We start from the raw sequence: 18795 nt of genomic DNA on the forward strand, positions 1-18795 counted from the left end.
ATTTTTAATCTTAGACACAAAGATAACAGTTTTATTTTGCAAATCCTAAATTCGGATTAATGAACATACAGTGAATACATAAAAGACACACCCTCTTTGTCATAAAAAAAAGAGGGCATGCATTTTGACACACCCTCCTAATATAATATCTATCTAAGTTTATTTATCAAACAAAGAATTTCAATACGAATATTGCAGCCAGTATATACATACCGATTGTAAGTTTCTTATACTTACCTGTAAGCAGATTAATAAGAACATAGCTTATCATACCTAGTACGATACCGTCTGAAATGCTGTAAGCAAGAGGCATGAAGATGATACAGATAAATGCAGGGATAGCTTCAGAATAATCAGCAAAATTGACTTTAAGTACTGAAGACATCATCATCAGACCTACAAGTATCAATACAGGCGCTGTAGCAGCTCCCGGAACAGAAAGGAAGAAAGGAGCAAAGAACAATGAAAGCAGGAAGCAGACAGCTGTTACAAATGAAGTAAGACCGCTTCTACCACCCTCTCCTACTCCTGAAGCACTTTCCACGAATGTAGTGATAGTACTTGTTCCAAGCATTGCACCGGCAGTAGTACCTATGGCATCTACCATGAAAGCTTGTTTCAGATGAGGAATCTTACCGTTCTTGTCCATCATTCCGGCCTTAGTAGTCACACCTACCAATGTTCCGATGGTATCAAACATATCCACAAACAGGAATGTGAATACCACTACAATCATTTCCTTTGTGAATATATTGTGCCATTCAAACTGCCAGAAGATAGGTTCTATTGATGGAGGTGTACTGAATATACCGTCAAACTTTGTGATACCCATAGGAATACCAATAAGTGTTGTAATAAGGATACCAAAAAGCAACGCACCTCTTACTCCCTTAACCAAAAGAAGTGAAGTAACAACCAGACCTATCATTCCAAGCAAAGCTGTACCTGAAGTGATATTTCCCATGCTGATAAGCGTAGCATCGTTGTTTACGATGATTCCCGCATTCTGCAATCCGATGAAAGAGATGAACAGACCTATACCGGCACCGATGGCGTTCTTCAATGTGACAGGTATCGCGTCAACAATCTTTTCGCGCAGGTTTGTAACTGTCAATAATATAAAGATAAGACCTTCAATCAATACCGCAGTAAGAGCAAACTGCCATGTATATCCCATAGTAAGACACACTGTATAGGCAAAGAAAGCGTTAAGTCCCATACCCGGAGCAAGTCCGAAAGGCAACTTTGCATAGAATGCCATCAGCAGTGTGGCAAAAGCAGAAGCAACAACTGTTGTTGTGAACAAAGCACCCTTATCCATACCTGTGGCACTAAGGATGTTTGGATTAACGGCAAGGATATATGCCATTGTAAGGAATGTTGTGATACCTGCCAATACCTCAGTACGTACACGGGTAACATTCCTGTCGAATCCGAAAAGTTTTTCTAACATGATATTTCCTTATTTTTAAGAATTACAAAATTAGAATGACCATTTCATTGCCAAAGTAGGCATCCATTTCCAACCGTTCATAATACCGAAGTTTGAAGAGATTTCCCACTCAGTACCAACGCTTAAATTGAAATCATCTGCTACCTTATCAAACTTATTCAAATTCACCCAGAACTGTGGTTCTGTTATGAAAGTAAAGTTATGTTCCTCGCCTTTTTCGAAATCCTGATGTTTTTCTTTCCAGAAATCAGCAAATCCTGAGAATGTACATTTACCCTTGCAAAAATGCAGATACCATGTAGCTGTCAACTGGAAATTGTGTGGTTTTGGATTTTTCTGAATGATTTTATAAGTAGGAGTAAAAGTAAATCCTTTTGTAAAATCAGCATTGTTCCATGTATAAGTAGCACCCAAGAGGTAAGCGTTCTTTATTCCATTAACTCCACCGTTATATTCCACGTGTGCAGAGAATGGTCCACCCCAGAAATTCAATTCACGGGCAATTTCCCAGTATGCACCGGTTACACCCTTGTTTGTGTAATCCATATCCACAAAGAAGAATGTACTACCCCATCTGTCTGGCTTGAACATTTCAACTGTAGTAGTAACCTTAGCTCTTGTACTCTGAGAGTCATAAATCGAACTACCGAAGTCATAATGTAACTGAACATTCTGTGCACCCACAATCGCTGTTATCATACAAATGATGATTGATATAAACAGTTTTTTCATTGTCTTTTTTAGTTTTTTAATGATAGTTATAAATACGAGCGGCAAAATTAATGAAAAGTTAGCATATCACAAAAGAAGTGATTATCTTTGCTCATCATTATATCATTATATATTATGAAGATACGTATCTTATCCATATTCTCTCTACTGTTAATATACATAAACTGTGTTTCCGCACAGGTTTCGGAAAGTGCTTCAAAAGTCTGGCAAGACAACAAGATTGCAATGAAAATTAATTTCCTTGTGCCAAAAGGCACCAAAGGAGATGGAGCCAGAATAGATTTCAATTATGCCAAGTTCAATGCAGATTCCATAGTGGCATTCGCTGCAAAATCAGGAATACGCACCATCATATCTCCAGCCAAAATCGGAAATATGTATTTATTCAATACGTCAACAGACAATAACTCATGCTATCATAAATATAACCACAGGGATATTATAAAGGAACTTAGCATGGCATGCAGCAAAAGGAAAATACAATTCGGAATTTATTTTCCTATTTCAGAAAAGCATGATAATAACGGATATCCTACATCAGAAAAGCTGAACGGACACATAAAAAAACAAATAACCGAGTTAATTACCAAGTATGGGAAAATATCGGAAATCAACTTCGATATGGGAACCAGATCCCCGGAAGAGAGTAAAGAGCTATACACTCTGATACACAAGCTGCAACAGGACTGTATGGTAAGCAATGATGCCGGAAATGGATATTATGACTTTTGCAATATCCTTAAATATCATTTTCAAAAAGATTTTTTAGAATGCGACTGGAGATACGACTCTTCCCTATCTTTTCATACATCATATTTCGAAACAGACAACGCACAGTCTGACGCCAAAAGAATAATACAGAAAATAGCAGAGGCAGTATCATATGGAGGTGGGTTCATACTAAACATGCATCTGGACAAGAATTGCCAGATATATGCTTATGATAAAGAAATAATCAATAATATAGGAGACTGGCTGAAAAAAAACAGCTTTGCGATATACGGAACCTCACGTACTCCTTTTTTTGATAAATTCGACTGGGGAACTGTTACAAGGAAAGACAATATGCTGTATTTCATTTTGTCCGGCAAATATCCTAAGGACGGAAAAATAAAAATGTATATGCCTGAATACGAACTGGAAAGAGCCGACGGCAAACTGGCCACTTGTATTCAGAAAAACGGTCTTATAGATATTGCAATACCTGCATCGGCATACAAAGGAAAGACTATAAATGTGCTCACTCTAAAATTCAAACAGGATATACTTGACCAACAACCTGAAGCGATAAGGGCAATAACCCTGAAACAGCATAATGCCATACCTCTTTACAGCATTTCCGGATTTGATTTCGGCAGTACGTATAGAAGCACTGTAAAATATTCATGGTACTTCGAACAGCTGATGCTAAAACAGCTTGAGTTATTATATACAGAACAGGAAAAAGGAAAGAAAATAGAAATAGTGCTTGACGGAAAGACTTATAATGTCACACTGAACAATGGTAAACCGTCTTCTCTCACTGCTACCGACGGAATAGTCTGGGGCAAACAATACATCTGTGGTCCTGACGAAAAAATGTTCCATGCACCCCACACCATAATGACAGACATTAAAAATCCGCCTGTCGAAAACTCTGCATGGAAGGAAATTACCATAGGCAAACATACATTTGACGCTAAGCCTAAAGATACATATTATGTGATGCAAAACATCGAATCGCCTAGGGAACAGAATATAATAATAGATGCAGGAGCCGGAAACGGTATAGAGATTTATCTGAACGGAAAATCTATAATGAAACATCTGAACCCTTACGGATGCAAGTTCAGAACAGAAAAAGTACTTCTGCCACTAAAAAAAGGGAATAACCAAATAGTAATGAGAATATACAACAGGTTCGAAAAGAACATAAGTTACATTCTCTGTCCGTCTAAAGAGCAGACTATTTACAAACAGGATTTTACACTACAGGAAACAAGCAAAAAGAAAAACCACAAACTGACCGTACGCCAAACAGGGCTACCTTCGGAAAATGACGATACGGAACTTTCAAACCTGCGCATAAGACTCAGAAGAATTGCATTATAAAAAACAAATACATATTGTCAAAACATTATGAACACAGAGCTGACACTAATAAGAATAACAGGCATCGACCGTCCGGGACTTACAGCTTCAGTAACGGAAATATTATCAAAATATGATGTAACAATACTGGATATAGGTCAAGCAGACATACACCAGACACTTTCGTTGGGAATACTGTTCAAGAGCAAGGAAACTGAATCGGGAAACATAATGAAGGAACTCCTGTTCAAAGCATCGGAACTGGGTGTAAACATACGATTCTACCCGGTATCTGTAGAAGAATACGAAAACTGGGTTTCAATGCAGGGAAAGAACAGATACATAATCACAATACTGGGCAGACGGCTGACAGCGAAACAGATTTCTGCCGCAACAAAAATCATAGCTGAACAGGGACTGAACATCGACTCAATAAAACGTCTCACAGGACGTGTGCCACTTGATGAAGAAAAGGCAAGCGTGAGATCCTGTATAGAATTCTCAGTGAGAGGAAATCCGAAGAACAGAGTGGAAATGCAGCGCAGCCTGATGAAACTGAGCAGCGAGATGGGAATGGACTTCTCATTGCAGCTTGACAATATGTATCGCCGTATGCGAAGACTTATCTGCTTCGATATGGACTCTACACTGATACAGACCGAATGTATAGACGAATTGGCAGAACGTGCCGGTGTAGGCGAACAGGTAAAAGCCATAACCGAACGTGCTATGCGTGGTGAGATAGATTTCAAGGAAAGTTTTACAGAGAGGGTGGCACTGCTTAAAGGGCTTGACGAAAGCGTGATGAAAGAAATAGCAGAAAACCTGCCTATAACGGAAGGTGTGGAAAGGCTTATGTTCGTGCTGAAACATTACGGCTACAAGATAGCCATACTTTCCGGAGGATTTACATACTTTGGAGAATACCTGAAACGTAAATTCGGAATAGACTATGTATATGCCAACGAGCTTGAAATAGAGAACGGAAAACTCACCGGAAGGTATCTGGGCGAAATAGTTGACGGAAAACGAAAAGCCGAACTGCTCAGACTGCTGGCACAGGTAGAAAAAGTTGACATTGCGCAGACAATAGCAGTGGGCGACGGAGCAAATGACCTGCCTATGCTTTCTACTGCCGGACTTGGCATAGCATTCCACGCCAAACCTAAGGTTGTGGAAAATGCCGAACAGTCCATCAACACAATAGGACTGGACGGAGTGTTATATTTCCTGGGATTCAAGGATTCTTATCTTGACGAGAAAGGAAAACTGTAAATTATACCCTAACACTACCTTCTGCTGACAACTGTGGGCAGATATTGAAACAAAAAAATTCCGGAACAAACCTGATAAAGTCTGTTCCGGAATTTTCATTTTATAGAGGTAATGTCAATTATTGATCAGTATATATCCATTCAGATAAGTAGCTATAACCAACCATAGTATATAAGGTATAAACATATACAGAGATGGTTTATCCTTCTTACTTACGGATATCATAAAATATACAACAGAAGCGTCAAGCAACAATATATCTATAAATCCCCAGAAAGGCATACGCATAGTGAAGAACAATATGCTCCAAAGGAAATTAAACACAAGCTGAACCATCCAGATTACAGTACTTTTCTTGTCTCCTCTGTTCAATACTCTTCCCAATGAAAGCCCCATCAGCAGGTATATAACCGACCATGCAATAGGAAATGCTATATTTGGCGGAGTCAGAGCTGACTTATTCAGATTAGGGTACCACTCCATCATGGACTCAGACTGAAGCCTGCTTGCAGCAAAGCCAATGCCGAAACATAAGAGGACAGGCCATATATAATTGATGATACGCTTCATGACATTCTGTTTTTATCTTATAAACAACAACTCTCTATATTTAGGAAGTGTCCACATACGGTCATCGACAATAAGTTCCAGCTTGTCGATATGATAGCGGATAAGTTCCAGCATAGGAGCGATATTGTCATGGTATGCAATGGCTCTTTCGCGGATAGACTCTATTCTGTTGGCTACCTTACGGGCTTCAACCATAGCGTCAACGTTTTCCTTGATATATGCTGTATGTTCAGCTATTTCCTTGATGATAGCTATATTCTCAGCCGAAAGACTGTTAGCCTCATCATCAGAGAAGATTGACTTCATCTTATAGACATTATCTACAAGTTTTGTCTGGTATTCAGTAGCTACAGGAACGATGTGGTTCATAACCAGATCGCCGAGCACACGGGCTTCAATCTGGATTTTCTTTACATACATTTCCCATTTCACCTCATTACGCGCTTCCAATTCCTTACGGTTCATGACGCCTGTTGACTCAAACATCTTGATAGTTTCAGGCTTCATGTAGTTGTCGAATATCAGAGGACAGCTGGTCTCACAGTCCAGACCACGACGTTTTGCCTCTTCTTTCCATTCGTCGCTATATCCGTTACCGTCGAAACGTATAGGCTTGCATATAGTTATATACTTGCGGATAGTCTGAAGTATAGCCGACATCTTAGGTTCACCCTTTTCGATAAGCTCGTCAACTTCCTTCTTGAATATCATCAACTGTTCTGCCACAGCAGTGTTCAATGCTATCATTGCACTTGCACAGTTAGATTCAGAACCCGGAGCACGGAACTCGAATCTGTTTCCTGTAAATGCGAATGGCGAAGTACGGTTACGGTCTGTATTATCTATCAGCAGTTCCGGAATCTGAGGAATGTCAAGCTTCAATCCCAACTTGTCGCTCAATGACATGAACTCGTCTGCCTTGCTTTCTTCTATATGGTCGAGCACCTTACTCAACTGAGAACCGAGGAATGAAGAAATGATTGCTGGAGGAGCTTCGTGTGCTCCAAGACGGTGAGAGTTTGTTGCACTCATGATAGATGCCTTGAGCAATCCGTTGTGGTGATAAACGGCCATCAATGTATTGACAACGAATGTGATGAAACGCAGATTTTCTTCCGAAGTCTTACCCGGAGCCATCAGCAGCACACCTGTATCAGTACCAAGCGACCAGTTGTTATGCTTACCAGAACCGTTCACACCCTTGAAAGGTTTTTCATGAAGCAACACCCTGAAACCATGGTTACGTGCAATCTTACGCATGAGCGACATAACAAGCATGTTGTGGTCAACAGCCAAGTTACATTCCTCATAGATAGGTGCAAGCTCAAACTGGTTTGGTGCAACCTCATTATGACGAGTCTTGACAGGGATACCAAGTTCAAGTGACTGGATTTCCAAATCCTTCATAAATGCAGCCACACGTGTAGGGATAGCACCGAAATAGTGATCTTCAAGCTGCTGGTTCTTGGAAGCCTCATGTCCCATCAGCGTACGTCCTGTAAGCAACAGGTCAGGACGTGCAGCATACAAGCCTTCGTCAACAAGGAAATACTCCTGTTCCCATCCCAGATATGAATATACTTTCTTTACAGAAGGGTCAAAATAGTGTATTACGTCAAGTGCAGATTTTGTCACTGCATGTATAGATTTCAAAAGAGGTGCCTTATAGTCAAGCGACTCTCCTGTATATGCAATGAAGATTGTAGGAATACACAATGTATCATCAACTACGAACACTGGTGATGAAGGATCCCATGCACTGTATCCGCGAGCTTCGAAAGTATTGCGGATACCACCGTTAGGGAATGACGAGCCGTCCGATTCCTGCTGTACAAGGAGCTTTCCCGAAAAATCTTCAAGCATGCCCCCTTTACCGTCATGTTCCACAAAAGCATCGTGCTTTTCGGCTGTACCTTCTGTCAAAGGCTGGAACCAGTGAGTATAATGTGTCGCTCCAAGTTCTACAGCCCATTTCTTCATTCCGGCTGCAACTTCATTTGCTATACTGCGATCCAAAGTGGCACCATTATCTATCACATCAATAAGTTTCGTATAAACCTTGCTTGGAAGATACTTGAACATCTTCTCGCGATTGAATACATATTTGGCAAAATATTCACTAGGACGCTGTGACGGCGACGGCACATTTACAGGTTTCTTGTGAAAAGCCTCTTCTACTACTTTAAATCTTAATTGTGACATAATACCTAAGTTTGTATTTATAATATTGGTTGTTTATTCAAATGTAAATCTATATGTTTTGACAGATTCTCTGTATTCCTTCCTTACACCTGTCCCTATCGCCGAATGCCGTAAGACGGATATAACCTTCTCCGCTCGGTCCGAAACCTATTCCAGGTGTACTGACTACCTGCGCCTCGTAAAGAAGTTTATCGAAAAAGCCCCATGATGTCATCCCCTTAGGAGCCTTGACCCACAAATATGGAGCATTCTCTCCGCCATATGCTCTCAGACCGATACTGGTGAGTCCCTTTTTCATTATTGAGGCATTCTCCATATAGTAATCAATCATGGCTTTGACCTGTTCTTTACCTTCCGGACTATATACAGCCTCTGCGCCTCTTTGTGCAATGTACGACGCGCCGTTAAATTTGGTTGTCTGTCTTTTAAGCCATAATTTGTTTAGTGAGATTCTTTCCCCCATAAGAGTTGAAGCGGTAACTTCCTTTGGAACTACTGTATATCCGCATCTTATTCCGGTAAAGCCTGCTGTTTTTGAGTAACTTCTGAATTCTATGGCAACTTTCTTTGCACCTTTTATTTCATATATGGAATGAGGGATATCCGGTTGCCTGATATAAGCTTCGTATGCCGCATCAAACAGTATAAGCGTATCATTCTCTATAGCATAGTTCACCCATTTTTTCAGTTCTGCCTTAGTCAATACAGTACCGGTAGGATTATTTGGGAAACATAAATACACTATATCGACACGTTGCTCCGGAATAGGAGGAATGAAATTGTTCTCCGGACTGCACGGCATATATATCACATTGCTCCACCTGTACCCTTCACCCAAGGTACCCGCGCGTCCGCATGATACATTAGAATCTATATATGCAGGATATATCGGATCGGTTACTCCAATGCTGTTGTCATGCCTTAATATATCACCGAAATTGCCGGAATCCGTTTTCGCTCCGTCATTAATAAATATCTCGCTATGTTCCAGACTGATTCCCCTTGACGCATAATCATGCTTCAATATGGCATCTATAAGAAAGCTGTATCCCTGATCAGGTCCATAGCCATGGAATGTTTCTGCTTTTGCCTGGTCCTCAAGTGCCTTATGCATAGCATTCAAACACGCTTGCGGTATCGGACGGGTAACGTCACCTATTCCCAAATTAATGACATCCGCCTTAGGATGAGTAACCTTAAAAGTATTTACCTTTTTCGCCAAGTCAGTAAATAAATAATTGTCGGGCAGTTTTAACAAATGTTCGTTGACTAATGCCATATATCATATTTTTAGTCTATTCGGCTGCAAAAATATGAAAAAAATGTCATTAATGAAATATAAAACGGCGCTTTTGTATATCAAGTTACGTCTTTACTAAACTTTTTTTACATTCTGATATTAATCCGCATTTTTCACAATTGATTTATATCAATAATTATTTTTTTTAGTAACTTTGCTGCGGTTAAAAAATATAATTGTTTTACTAATAAAAATAGATGAAAGATGAGTTCTATTTTTCAGAATTTGAATAGACAGCAATTACTTAGAGAAACTAAAGACTATCTATTGATTGCATTAGGGATGATTATGTACGCCATAGGATGGACAGTATTTTTATTACCGAACAATTTACCTTCCGGTGCTGTTCCTGGCATTGCTTCTGTCGTATATTGGGCAACCGGTTTTCCTGTACAATATACATATCTGATTATTAATTTCAGCCTGCTTCTTCTGGCATTAAAGATTTTAGGACTAAAATTCTGCCTGAAAACAATATTTGCGGTAGGTGTGCTTACGTTTGCAACACCAATATTCCAACATTTTGTAAAAGGCTCACTTATAAGCGACCAGCCTTTCATGGCATGCGTGCTTGGAGCATCTTTCTGCGGTGGAGGTATAGGTGTGGCATTCTCGGCAAACGGCAGTACAGGCGGTACTGATATCATTGCAGCGATTATCAACAAATACCGCGACATCACGCTTGGAAGAGTAATCCTTATATGCGACATTATAATTATTTCATCCAGTTATTTTGTACTGCATGACTGGGAAAAGGTCGTTTACGGATACGTAGTATTATTCATATCAAGCTTTGTACTTGATCAAGTAGTGAACAGCGCACGCCAGTCTGTACAATTCTTCATCATATCCCGTAAATACGAAGAAATAGGTAAAAGGATAAACAAAGACCTGCACCGTGGTGTTACATTTATTGACGGAGTGGGTTGTTACACCAACAACAACGTAAAAATGATGTTCGTTCTTGCCAAAAAGCGTGAGTCAAATATGATTTTCCGTCTGATTAAAGACATTGACCCTAACGCTTTTGTATCACAAAGTGCGGTAATCGGTGTATTTGGTGAAGGTTTCGATAAAATCAAAGTTAAGTAATAAATAATAATCCAATGAATATGAACTCAAATTTAGATATTGCCAAAAGGATATCCTCTACATTGGATTGTCCGTTAAGTAAAGAAGTATTAAAGGCATTTGCCGAAATACTTACAGTTGAGAAATACAAGAAAGGTGAAAAAATACTGGACGAAGGTCAAGTATGCAAGTCACTATATTTCATAGACAAAGGCATGACACGCCAGTTCTATTTCAAATACGATAAAGACCTTACAGAACATATCGGATACGAAGATGCGATAATAGTATGTCTGGAAAGTTACTTTAACGAAGAACCTACAAAATTAATGATTGAAACCCTGGAGCCAACCATAGCATGGAAAATCGACAAACATGACATAGAGCGTCTGGCATCGCTAAACAGCGAAATAGGAACATTATACCGAAGGATATTCGAGAAATCATTAATCACGTCACAGCAGAAGGCCGATACGTTAAGGTTTGAACCTGCAAACGAAAGATACAACAAGCTCATGCAGAGACATCCGGAAATACTGAAGCGGGCTCCACTTATATATATAGCATCATTATTGCAGATGACTCCGGAGACTCTCAGTCGTGTACGCTCGGCCAGTCTAAACTCATAAAAAGAGAATAATACATTTTAAAGCAATAAAGGCAGGAAGTTTTAACTTACGGTTTTAAACTTCCTGCCTTTTATGTTTTATTTTATCAGAATATTACTCCGACACGGAATCCGGCATTATTCTGACCATTTATCTCACTGGTTAAAGTATATGTCTTGTTTGTTCCATAACTATAATATCCTGCCACATGGAATCCCCACTTTTTAGTCTTGCACGGATATATATTAAATCCGATTTCCGGAGAAACATATCCTCCCCATGCTTTATCATACAAACCTTTTATACCATAATATGTAGTGTTTCTGGCAAACATCGTACCTGCCTTTAATCCAACATAAGGGACAAAATGCTTTCCATCCCACAATTTATAGTTTGCCACTACACCAAAAGGCACCTGGAATGCCGAACGTTGCTGGTCAGTTGTCAGACTTTCAGTAGGCGAAAGCTGCAATGTCTGTCTTTCCACATATTGATGGTTTGAATGAAATGAAGCAAAAACTCCCAGTTCCCAACGAGGATTAACTTCATACTTAAATTCGTAATTCATTCCCCAGCCGCTGATTTTGTCTGCATATCCGGTAGAGAACGGAGCATTGACCTGCCAGTCTATCACAAGATTCAGATTCCGTACATCCCATTGTGCGTTTGCAGATAGAACTAACGCTGAAAGAAAGCAGCAAAATACAATCAACCTTTTATATATGCTATTATAAGTTTTCATTTTTACCTCCGTTTTTAATTGTTACATTGAATATATTCCGATTGTTTGAAAGCCTGTTCCACTGAATTTACAAGCAACTGCAGATTATACATACCGCTATATTGCGCTCCGGAGGCATTGGCATACCATAACACCGGAATATTCTTTCCGTCAGAATCACCTGTCAAATCCACCATTTCCATAACCAGAGTGTTGGTGCTATAAGTATAAGTCACCGGATAAGGATAATACCATCCTCCCCACCATGGGCCCCAATAACCGTAATCCCACCATCCGCCAAAATATCCTCCGGATACGACCTGATACGACTCATCAACATAAGACAGCTGAATACCCAGATCTGCATTATCCTTATCTTCCGGATCTGTCAAACGGGTATAGCCACGTTCATTCATCTGACTTTCTACAGCTTTTATTATCTTCATTGCATTTTCATCCTTCCAGTAAGTAGCTTTATGTCCTCCAGCTTCCAATATACTGTCCGGTAGAAAATATGTTTTGTAACTTCCAAAATCAGCACTACTGTCATAATCAGTATATACCGTCAAATCTGTGTCAAGTTCTGACATGTCAGGATCTTTTTCGCACGAAGCTAACGCAAACATCAAACAAGCAAAAAATAATAGTTTTTTCATATTCACAAGTTTTAAAATGATTATCAAATAGAATTTCCTTTAAATACGCGGCTCTTATAATAAGGAACAATATATCCGCTCAGAGTAATACGGTTTGAGTTGAAATTTGGTGATATAGTCACAGACGCTTTATTGGAGCCTGCATACTTAACGATATTGACTACTGCAGAAATTCCAGCCCCCATAACATTCATCGAGATACTGATATTACCCTTTTTGTCTTGCTTCTGTTTATAATTCGATATGTTACCATCAAGTGTTATACCGCCAATGCCGTTAGGTCCGGACACAGGCACATTAAATGAGACCTGCACCACCGACTTGTCATCGGCAACAGAAACGAAGTTTGTATTAGAATTCACAAACACGGTTTCTCCACGTTTGAACTCCACCTTATCTGCCTCCAATACAAAATGTTTGTCTGTAATAGCTTTCTCTGCCTCGAACGATTTCAGACTGTCAATCCTCTCCTCTAACAGTTTCTCAGAATCAATGTTTTTCTCACACTCCTGCGAATAAACATTACATGCCATAAAAGGCATCATCATAATAATGAAGGTTACAACTATTTTCATACTAATTCTCCTTTCTTTTTTAATTCAAAGCAAAATTAGAATGATAAATTTACCTTTAAAATAGAAATTTCCTATATTATCATAGGGATTTGTATATTTCGAATAGGTGATTTTCCCCCTTAATTACCTGGATTTCCAAAATGATATTATCAGCCCTGCAGGAGTCATTGCAAAGGCTGTTCGCTATACTCACCAGCCAACGTGATATAGTTTTTTACCAGATAATTATTCTTGAACACTTCAGGAGCCTCGTCCACAATATCCTTCATCAAAGGAGTCATAAACGGATAAGGCAAAGAATTGCCTATCATTATAAATACTCCAGGACCTAAAACATTTTCATAATTTGTTTGAATAAATGTCTTTACCAGATTATCCATCTGTTTTCCTACAGATGCCCTCTGTTTGTCTATCTCAGCCTGCACAGTATTTATATCTATGCCATCCATAATCATACGGCTTTCTTCCCTCTCCACTTCATATGCCTTATCATCAATGTCAGTCTTTTCTTCGATAAATTTATTAAAGCTGTCGTTAAGAGGAGTTCCCTTTATGGAAATGCCTACATTATCTATTTCAATATTAATATTCCCCTCTTCCAGAACAAGCGGCATTATACATTCATCGTCCATATAAAGCGATGCAAGCACTACAGAATCCACCTTACCATTCATACTGAAATATCCATGAATAACTTCTGCAGAATCTATGCTGACAAGCTGGTCTCCTGAAACAACCTTTATGAACAGCATCTTGCCATCAAGTCTGGAAACGGAAGTTACGCCATCTACCTTATACTTTTTTCCGCAAGACACCAATGTAGTTATGAATAATAAGACAAAACAAAACCTATACATATAAATAAAAAGAAATTATTCTGCTGCAAAGGTAACTCCTTTATGATTTCACAAGAAAATTTTTATCACAAATTATACTAAATACTTGACGATTATACATTTAAAAAAGATGAAAACATGATGTAAGAGATTATATTTCGTTACATTATGAATATTTTTATATCATAAAAACAAACTTATTTTGTCCGTAAATGTTATCTTTGTATCCTATTTAGTGTTCATTGATAAAGGTATATATGTATTTTACTTTCCAATTGGTCACTTTTGAACTTTTTTAAACAATAACAATTCAAAAACTATAGTCAAATGAAGAAAATCAAAGTTTTGGCACTGGCACTTCTGTGCTCAGTATTCACGCCATCGAAGGCGGACGAAGGAATGTGGCTTCTGCAGCTGATGAAAGAGCAGAATCTGGCTGACAAGATGAAGGCACAAGGTTTGAAAATGAACATCTCAGACATCTACAATCCTGAACAGATTACACTGAAAGATGCAGTAGGTATTTTCGGAAGAGGATGCACAGGCGAAATCATCTCTCCTAACGGACTTATCCTAACGAACCACCACTGCGGTTATGATGCAATCCAGCAGCACAGTTCAGTGGAACACGACTATCTGACAGACGGTTTCTGGGCTAAGAGTATGGAAGAAGAACTCCCTACTCCGGGATTGACATTCAAGTTTGTTGAACGTATAGTTGACGTCACCGACAGAGTAAATAATGACATCAAAAAAGGCAAAATTGAAGAAGCCGAATCATTCGGAAGCGAATACCTGAAAAAGATTGCAGCCGACGAGCTCAAAAAGAGCGACCTGAAGAAAGCTCCGGGCATCACAACAATGGCATTGCCTTTCTACGAAGGTAACAGATTCTACGTATTCTATATCAAGACTTATACAGACGTACGTATGGTGGCTGCTCCACCTTCATCAATCGGTAAATTCGGTGGTGAAACAGACAACTGGATGTGGCCTCGTCACACAGGCGACTTCTCTATGTTCCGTATCTACACAGACAAGAACGGAAATCCTGCCGACTACAGCAAGGACAATATCCCATTGAAGGCAAAGAAACACCTTACTATTTCTTTGAGAGGTCTTCAGGAAGGCGACTATGCCATGATTATGGGATTCCCTGGAAGCACAAGCCGCTATCTTACTGAAAGCGAAGTGAAACTGAGAATGACAGGTACAAACACTCCAAGAATTGAAGTCCGCGAAGCAAGACAGAACGTACTGAGAGCAGAAATGGCTGCAAGCGATAAGGTTCGTATCCAGTACGCAAGTAAGTTTGCCGGTTCAAGCAACTACTGGAAGAACTCTATCGGTATGAATAAGGCCATCATCGACAACAAAGTGCTTGAAACAAAAGCTGAACAGGAAGCTCGTTTCGCTAAATTTGCAATGGCTAAAAAGAATGCCGACTATCAGGGAGTAGTTGAAAAAATCGATGAATACGTAAAGACTGTTGAACCTATCCGCACTCAGTCAACTTATTTCAGCGAAGTGTTCAGAACAGGTATAGAATTCGAATCTTCTTATACTCTATTCAACAATCTGAAGAAAGCCATTGAAAAGAACAAGAAGAAAGATATCGAAAAAGCTGTTGAAGCACTTAAAGAAGAATTTGCAGATGTACACAACAAGGACTACGACCACGAGGTTGACCGCAAGGTAGCAAAAGTCCTGATTCCTCTTTACGCGTCTAAAGTTCCTGCCGATGCTCTTCCTGAGTTCTACGAAACTATCAAGGCTAAATTCAACGGCGACTATAACGCATATATTGACGCTTGCTATAACAACTCTATCTTCGCAAATGAAGAAAACTTCAACAAGTTCATCAGCAACCCTACTGTAGAAGCTATCGAAAGCGACCTAATGGTACAGTACTCTGAAGCAAAAGCTGAAATGAGCAAGAAACTCTCGGAAAAACTCAAAGCTGCCAGCGAAGGTATCAACCTGCTACACAAGACATACGTGAGAGGACTTTGCGAAATGTATGCACCGGAACCAAAAGCACCGGATGCAAACTTCACTATCCGTCTGACTTACGGAAATGTTAAACCATACGATCCTAAAGACGGTGTACACTACAAATACTACACTACTCTGAAAGGTGTAATGGAAAAAGAAGACCCACAGAACCCTGAATTCGTAGTTCCAGAAAAGCTTAAAGAACTTTACTCTACAAAGAACTTCGGACGTTATGCTATGGCAAACGGTGAAATGCCAACATGCTTCCTTACTACAAACGACATCACTGGCGGTAACTCTGGTTCACCTGTAATGAACGGTAACGGAGAGCTTATCGGTTGTGCATTCGACGGTAACTGGGAATCACTGAGTGGCGACATCAACTTCGACAACAACCTTCAGCGTTGTATCGCAGTGGATATCCGTTACGTTCTCTTCATTGTAGAAAAACTCGGAGGATGCAAGAACCTTATTGACGAAATGACAATCGTAGAATAATGAAAAAAACAATATTACTATCACTACTCACCACATTCACCCTCGCCGGACATGCCGACGAGGGAATGTGGATGCTGACCGACCTGAAAAAACAGAATGCGGCAGTAATGTACGATATGGGGCTTGACATCAGCATAGACGATGTTTATTCGCCCGACAACATATCGCTGAAAGATGCAGTGGTACACTTCGGTGGCGGATGTACAGGTGAAGTTATCTCAGCCGAAGGTCTTGTACTGACCAACCATCATTGCGGTTATGGCTACATACAGCAACACAGTTCTGTAGAGCACGACTACCTGACAGACGGCTTCTGGGCAATGACACGCGAACAGGAATTGCCTTGCGAAGGACTTACAATTACATTTATCGACAAGATACTTGATGTCACAACTTACGTCAAGGAACAACTTAAGAAAGATGAAGACCCGGAAGGGCTGAACTACCTGTCACCGTCATATCTTTCGAAAGTGGCTGCAAGATTTGCCAAGAAAGAGAAAATCAAGACAGACGAATTCACAGTTCTGGAACTCAAGCCTTTCTATGGAGCCAACAAATACTATCTTTTCGTAAAGACAGTATATAAGGATATCCGTATGGTGGGCGCGCCTCCTTCATCAATAGGAAAGTTCGGAGCCGATACAGATAACTGGATGTGGCCTCGCCATTGCGGCGACTTCTCAATGTTCCGCATCTATGCCGACAAGAACGGAAAGCCTGCCAACTACAGTGCAACCAATGTTCCTCTGAAAGTGAAGAAACATATCGCAATCAACCTGAAAGGAGTGAAAGAGGGTGACTTTACTTTCGTTATGGGATTTCCTGGAAGAAACTGGAGATACATGATAAGCGACGAAGTGGAAGAACGCATGCAGACCACAAACTTCATGCGCGACACTATCCGCGGTGTACGCCTCAGAGTGCTTGGCGAAGAAATGGCAAAGGATGCAAAGACACGCATACAGTATGCAGCCAAATACGCATCGTCTGCCAACTACTGGAAGAACGCAATAGGAATGAACGAAGGATTAGTCAAACTGAAAGTTCTCGACAAGAAGAAAGAACAGCAGGAATACCTTCTGGAATATGGCCGTGAGACAGGCAACAACAGCTATAAGGAAGCCTTCGATGCCATCCGCTCAATAGTGGCAAAACGCAGAAATGCCGTTTATCACCAGCAGGCTATCTACGAGGCTCTTATGCTCGGAACAGAGTTCTACAAGATTCCTGATACAGACGCACTCCGCAATGCTCTCGAATCAAACGACAAGAAAGCAATAAAGGAAGAAACAGAAAAACTGAAAGAGGCTTACAAGAAGTTCTACAACAAGGACTATAATCCGGAAGTTGACCGTAAGGTTTCAAAACAGCTGATTGCGCTTTATGCAAAACTGATACCGGCAGAACAGCGCATAAGCATCTTCAAGCAGATAAACGAGAACTTCGGCGGAAACACAGATGCTTTTGTTGATGCATGTTTCGACAAGTCTGTCTTCAGAAGTCAGGCTGCACTTGATGCTTTCCTTCAGAATCCTGACACCAAGACTCTTCGTGAAGACCTGATGGTACAATATTCCAAGTCTGTAAAGGACGGATACAACGCTACATCAAATGCAATGAAAGCCGAAACAGACGCATATAATCTTGCACACAAGACATGGGTAGCAGGAATGCTTGAACTGAAAGCCAAGAACGGTACACCGGTTTATCCTGATGCCAACTCTACACTGAGACTTACTTACGGCAAGATTGGTTCTTACGAACCGGCAGACGGTGTGGAGTACTTGTACTACACAACACTGAAAGGTGTTATGGAGAAAGAAGACCCAAACAACCCTGAATTCGTTGTTCCTGCAAAACTGAAGGAACTGTATGAAAAGAAAGATTTCGGCCCATACGCAATGCCTGACGGACGCATGCCTATATGCTTTGCCACCGGAACAGACAACACAGGAGGTAACTCCGGTTCTCCTGTATTCAACAGCAAAGGTGAACTGATAGGAACAGGTTTCGACCGTAACTACGAAGGACTTACAGGCGACATTGCCTACAACCCACAGTTGCAACGTGCCGCGTGTGTTGACATCAGATACACACTGTTCATCATCGACAAGTTTGCTGGTGCAGGACATCTGATTGATGAAATGACAATTATCAAATAAACCTGTCCTCGAATAACTGTGAATAAATAAAAATCGCGCTTTGGCTCCCCTGTCCTACAGGAAATGTCAAA

15 protein-coding genes are annotated in these 18795 nt (G+C 40.2%); 6 read left to right on the top strand and 9 right to left on the bottom strand.

Features of this window, described 5'->3' with window-relative positions; translation table 11 throughout:
• Nucleotides 1–166 precede the first annotated feature (166 nt).
• Both OCV82_RS06205 and OCV82_RS06210 read right to left on the bottom strand, forming a co-directional pair.
• Entirely contained in the window at nt 167–1453 is a 1287-nt protein-coding gene (locus tag OCV82_RS06205) for an NCS2 family permease (RefSeq protein WP_154043650.1), read from the bottom strand.
• A gap of 30 nt (nt 1454–1483) precedes the next feature.
• Entirely contained in the window at nt 1484–2185 is a 702-nt protein-coding gene (locus tag OCV82_RS06210) for a nucleoside-specific channel-forming Tsx family protein (protein ID WP_154043651.1), read from the bottom strand.
• A 114-nt stretch (nt 2186–2299) separates the two neighbouring features.
• Here OCV82_RS06210 and OCV82_RS06215 point away from each other — a divergent pair, with 114 nt between their 5' ends.
• Together OCV82_RS06215 and serB are read left to right on the top strand one after the other, a co-directional pair.
• Nucleotides 2300–4276: an alpha-L-fucosidase gene (locus OCV82_RS06215; RefSeq protein WP_154043652.1), complete on the top strand. Its 1977-nt coding sequence runs from the start codon at nt 2300–2302 to the stop codon at nt 4274–4276.
• 27 nt (nt 4277–4303) lie between these two features.
• Nucleotides 4304–5530 carry a phosphoserine phosphatase SerB gene (gene serB / locus OCV82_RS06220; RefSeq protein ID WP_154043653.1) on the top strand — a complete coding sequence of 409 codons (1227 nt, stop codon included), beginning with the start codon at nt 4304–4306 and terminating at the stop codon, nt 5528–5530.
• Between the two features lie 114 nt (nt 5531–5644).
• Here serB and OCV82_RS06225 read toward each other — a convergent pair whose 3' ends face one another.
• The 3 genes from OCV82_RS06225 to OCV82_RS06235 are packed head-to-tail and all read right to left on the bottom strand — an operon-like array spanning nt 5645 to nt 9581.
• A complete protein-coding gene (locus OCV82_RS06225) occupies nt 5645–6100 on the bottom strand; it encodes a TspO/MBR family protein (RefSeq protein WP_154043654.1) in 456 nt (151 codons plus the stop codon).
• 12 nt (nt 6101–6112) lie between these two features.
• Complete coding sequence (locus OCV82_RS06230; protein WP_154043655.1) at nt 6113–8302, bottom strand: glutamine synthetase III family protein; 2190 nt, start codon at nt 8300–8302, stop codon at nt 6113–6115.
• A 49-nt stretch (nt 8303–8351) separates the two neighbouring features.
• Nucleotides 8352–9581: an LL-diaminopimelate aminotransferase gene (locus OCV82_RS06235; protein WP_154043656.1), complete on the bottom strand. Its 1230-nt coding sequence runs from the start codon at nt 9579–9581 to the stop codon at nt 8352–8354.
• A gap of 225 nt (nt 9582–9806) precedes the next feature.
• Between OCV82_RS06235 and OCV82_RS06240 the strand changes: the two genes are divergently transcribed.
• Both OCV82_RS06240 and OCV82_RS06245 read left to right on the top strand, forming a co-directional pair.
• Complete coding sequence (locus OCV82_RS06240) at nt 9807–10694, top strand: YitT family protein (protein WP_154043657.1); 888 nt, start codon at nt 9807–9809, stop codon at nt 10692–10694.
• Between the two features lie 20 nt (nt 10695–10714).
• Nucleotides 10715–11302, top strand: coding sequence for a Crp/Fnr family transcriptional regulator (locus OCV82_RS06245; protein ID WP_154043658.1), 588 nt, complete (start codon nt 10715–10717; stop codon nt 11300–11302).
• Between the two features lie 85 nt (nt 11303–11387).
• On the opposite strand, the gene OCV82_RS06250 is transcribed toward OCV82_RS06245, so the two are convergent.
• From OCV82_RS06250 to OCV82_RS06265, 4 genes are all read right to left on the bottom strand, one after another.
• The gene (locus OCV82_RS06250; RefSeq protein WP_154043659.1) at nt 11388–12023 is read right to left on the bottom strand and encodes an outer membrane beta-barrel protein; all 636 of its coding nucleotides are present in this window, start codon (nt 12021–12023) and stop codon (nt 11388–11390) included.
• 14 nt (nt 12024–12037) lie between these two features.
• Complete coding sequence (locus tag OCV82_RS06255) at nt 12038–12658, bottom strand: DUF4136 domain-containing protein (protein ID WP_154043660.1); 621 nt, start codon at nt 12656–12658, stop codon at nt 12038–12040.
• Between the two features lie 23 nt (nt 12659–12681).
• The gene (locus tag OCV82_RS06260; protein WP_154043661.1) at nt 12682–13233 is read right to left on the bottom strand and encodes a DUF4251 domain-containing protein; all 552 of its coding nucleotides are present in this window, start codon (nt 13231–13233) and stop codon (nt 12682–12684) included.
• A 164-nt stretch (nt 13234–13397) separates the two neighbouring features.
• Entirely contained in the window at nt 13398–14090 is a 693-nt protein-coding gene (locus tag OCV82_RS06265; protein WP_154043662.1) for a DUF4369 domain-containing protein, read from the bottom strand.
• A gap of 306 nt (nt 14091–14396) precedes the next feature.
• Between OCV82_RS06265 and OCV82_RS06270 the strand changes: the two genes are divergently transcribed.
• Both OCV82_RS06270 and OCV82_RS06275 read left to right on the top strand, forming a co-directional pair.
• Nucleotides 14397–16562 (top strand): S46 family peptidase, encoded by a 2166-nt coding sequence (locus OCV82_RS06270; RefSeq protein ID WP_154043663.1) that lies wholly within the window; start codon nt 14397–14399, stop codon nt 16560–16562.
• A complete protein-coding gene (locus OCV82_RS06275; RefSeq protein ID WP_154043664.1) occupies nt 16562–18724 on the top strand; it encodes a S46 family peptidase in 2163 nt (720 codons plus the stop codon). Before OCV82_RS06270 ends, OCV82_RS06275 begins: the two co-directional genes overlap by 1 nt.
• The last annotated feature ends 71 nt before the right edge of the window (nt 18725–18795 follow it).

This window comes from Bacteroides cellulolyticus, from assembly GCF_025567135.1.
In the GTDB taxonomy this organism is placed as follows: Bacteria; Bacteroidota; Bacteroidia; order Bacteroidales; family Bacteroidaceae; genus Phocaeicola; species Phocaeicola cellulolyticus.

Bases quoted from the DNA above. Each gene is read 5' to 3' on its own strand.
- OCV82_RS06205 (WP_154043650.1), bottom strand. From the start codon at position 1,453: ATGTTAGAAAAACTTTTCGGATTCGACAGGAATGTTACCCGTGTACGT.
- OCV82_RS06210 (WP_154043651.1), bottom strand. From the start codon at position 2,185: ATGAAAAAACTGTTTATATCAATCATCATTTGTATGATAACAGCGATT.
- OCV82_RS06215 (WP_154043652.1), top strand. From the start codon at position 2,300: ATGAAGATACGTATCTTATCCATATTCTCTCTACTGTTAATATACATA.
- serB (WP_154043653.1), top strand. From the start codon at position 4,304: ATGAACACAGAGCTGACACTAATAAGAATAACAGGCATCGACCGTCCG.
- OCV82_RS06225 (WP_154043654.1), bottom strand. From the start codon at position 6,100: ATGAAGCGTATCATCAATTATATATGGCCTGTCCTCTTATGTTTCGGC.
- OCV82_RS06230 (WP_154043655.1), bottom strand. From the start codon at position 8,302: ATGTCACAATTAAGATTTAAAGTAGTAGAAGAGGCTTTTCACAAGAAA.
- OCV82_RS06235 (WP_154043656.1), bottom strand. From the start codon at position 9,581: ATGGCATTAGTCAACGAACATTTGTTAAAACTGCCCGACAATTATTTA.
- OCV82_RS06240 (WP_154043657.1), top strand. From the start codon at position 9,807: ATGAGTTCTATTTTTCAGAATTTGAATAGACAGCAATTACTTAGAGAA.
- OCV82_RS06245 (WP_154043658.1), top strand. From the start codon at position 10,715: ATGAACTCAAATTTAGATATTGCCAAAAGGATATCCTCTACATTGGAT.
- OCV82_RS06250 (WP_154043659.1), bottom strand. From the start codon at position 12,023: ATGAAAACTTATAATAGCATATATAAAAGGTTGATTGTATTTTGCTGC.
- OCV82_RS06255 (WP_154043660.1), bottom strand. From the start codon at position 12,658: ATGAAAAAACTATTATTTTTTGCTTGTTTGATGTTTGCGTTAGCTTCG.
- OCV82_RS06260 (WP_154043661.1), bottom strand. From the start codon at position 13,233: ATGAAAATAGTTGTAACCTTCATTATTATGATGATGCCTTTTATGGCA.
- OCV82_RS06265 (WP_154043662.1), bottom strand. From the start codon at position 14,090: ATGTATAGGTTTTGTTTTGTCTTATTATTCATAACTACATTGGTGTCT.
- OCV82_RS06270 (WP_154043663.1), top strand. From the start codon at position 14,397: ATGAAGAAAATCAAAGTTTTGGCACTGGCACTTCTGTGCTCAGTATTC.
- OCV82_RS06275 (WP_154043664.1), top strand. From the start codon at position 16,562: ATGAAAAAAACAATATTACTATCACTACTCACCACATTCACCCTCGCC.